We start from the raw sequence: 2,191 nt of genomic DNA, 5'->3' as shown, positions 1-2,191 counted from the left end.
GGTCAGGGTGACCGTCCGCACGTCGTCGAGGGTCCAGCCCGCCTCGGTGACGAGCAGGTGCAGCTCGCGGCTGAGGCCGGTGCGGGACTGCAGGCGGTTGTCGGTGTTGACCGTGACGGCAAAGCCGAGGCGCAGCAGCCGCGTGACGGGGTGCTCGGCGATCGACGCGGCGGCGCCGGTCTGCAGGTTGGACGTCGGGCACACCTCGAGGGCGATCCCGCGGTCCCGGACCCAGTGCGCGAGGCGGCCGAGCACCGGGGCGCCGTGGTCGCCGTCCCGGATGTCGTCGACCAGCCGCACGCCGTGGCCCAGGCGCAGCGCGCCCACGTCGACCGCCTCGTCCATCGAGTCGCGGCCCGCGGCCTCGCCGGCGTGCACGGTGACCGGGAACCGGGCGGTGCGCAGCTGCGCGAACGCCGCGCCCAGGGCGCTCGCCGGGAAGCCCGCCTCGGGCCCGGCGATGTCGAAGCCGACGACGCCCCGGTCCCGGTTCGCCAGGGCCAGGGCGGCGATCTCGTCGGCCCGGTCCGACTGGCGCATGGCGCACAGCAGCAGCCGGGCCCGGACCGGACGGCCGTCCGCGGCGGCCTGGGCCTCCCCCTCGGCGAGCCCCTCCAGCACCGCGTCGACCGCCTGCTGGAGCGAGAGCCCGCCCTCCTGGTGCAGCTCGGGGGCGAACCGCTCCTCGACGTACACGACGCCGTCGGCGGCCAGGTCCAGCACCGCCTCGCGGGCGACCCGGCGCAGGGCCTCGGGGCGCTGCATCACGGCGAGGGTGTGGCTGAACGTCGCGATGTAGGCCTCGAGGCTGCCGCTGTCCGCGGCGTCCCGGAACCAGGCCGCCAGCGCCTCGGGGTCGGTGGTCGGCAGCGCGTGGCCGACCTTCTCCGCGAGCTCGACGACGGTCTGCGCGCGCACGCCGCCGTCGAGGTGGTCGTGCAGCAGGACCTTGGGCAGCGCGACGATCTGCTCGAAGGTCACGGTCATGCTCCCACCGTAGTGGCCGGGCGTCCGGAACCCCGCATCGGGGAACCGGGCGCCCGGGCCGTCCTGCGCGGTCGGCGGGGCGGCTCAGGGGTAGTCGTCGCGCTCGTCGTCGGGGACGGGCGTCTTCTGCTCGGCGACGTCGCCGGGGTCGGCCTCCCCGGCCAGGTCGGGACGCGGGTCGTCCGGCTCGTAGGCGCCGTCGCGCGCGTCGCTGTCGTCGTCGGGCTGGACCTCCGGCAGGTCGGTCAGCGCGGGCTCGACGAGCCCGGCGTCGCGCCAGGTCCGGTCGCCGGGAACGGTGCTCATGTCTGCTCCTGTCGTCGGCGGCGGGGTACTCCCCCATCGTGTCCCCGCCGCGCGCGGCCCGCCAGGCCGCGGCGATCGCCGCGCGCGAACAGCGCCCGCGGGCGCTCCGGCAACCTGACGGTTGTGCAACCCGGGCGGAACGCTCCGGGTGGCGGAGGTCAGCGCGGGCGGGTCGGCAGGAGCGCCCAGGCCAGGTGCGTCCAGTGGCCGAGGGCGGGCACCGGGCCGGACGGCGACCGCAGCACCGCGCGGGGCAGCGGCAGGACGGCCCCGGCCCCGGGCTCGTACACCCGGTAGTCCTCGCCCGACCGGCCGACGGCGAGCACCACGTGCCGCGGGACCGCGGCGCCGGGCCCGCCGGACAGGTCGCCGCCGGCGTACAGCGGCACGGGGATCCCGCGGTCCAGGGCGGCGTCGACCCGCGCGAGCAGGTCGTCGACCTCGCCCGTCCGGGTGTCGTCCACCAGCACCGACCGGTACCGCACGCCGGGGAACCGGGCCAGGCGCGCGGCGCCCCACGGCGGGGTGCCCAGCGCGCGCGGCCACGGGAGCACGCCGGCGACCGCCCGCGCCGTGCTGCGCCGGTGCAGGGCGGCCTGGAGCAGGCCCCAGCGCGCCGCGGCGGCCTCGTCGCCGGTGGCGGACGCGTGCACGACGCGGCCGTCCGGGGTCCGGAACCACGTCGGGGCGTCGGGGTGGTGCGGGTCGGCCGGCTCGGGCAGGTCGAACCCGTCGAGCTCGGGCGGGCGGGGACCGTCGGGCAGCCGCCCGGACACCAGCCACAGGGCGAGGCGCGGGTCGCCGGCGGCCGCGAGCAGGGCGAGCACGGCCGCGCCGCAGGTGGTGCCGTCGACCTGGCGGGCGGCCGCGGTCCCCCAGCGGACCGTGCGGCCCGCGG

Annotated in this window: 3 protein-coding genes; all 3 read right to left on the bottom strand. The window is 78.5% G+C overall.

From position 1 onward, the window contains the following. The coding region (locus tag VER05_RS09970; protein ID WP_324845204.1) for an adenosine deaminase at positions 1-987 on the bottom strand (987 nt) is incomplete at its 3' end. An 84-nt stretch (positions 988-1,071) separates the two neighbouring features. After that, positions 1,072-1,293 carry a hypothetical protein gene (locus VER05_RS09965; RefSeq protein ID WP_324845203.1) on the bottom strand — a complete coding sequence of 74 codons (222 nt, stop codon included), beginning with the start codon at positions 1,291-1,293 and terminating at the stop codon, positions 1,072-1,074. Between the two features lie 158 nt (positions 1,294-1,451). Next, the coding region (locus VER05_RS09960) for a hypothetical protein (protein WP_324845202.1) at positions 1,452-2,191 on the bottom strand (740 nt) is incomplete at its 5' end.

This window comes from Cellulomonas sp. (genome assembly GCF_035634735.1).
Lineage (GTDB): Bacteria > Actinomycetota > Actinomycetes > Actinomycetales > Cellulomonadaceae > Cellulomonas.
Note: the sequence above shows the minus strand (reverse complement) of the source record. Positions and strands in the feature narration are given on the sequence as shown.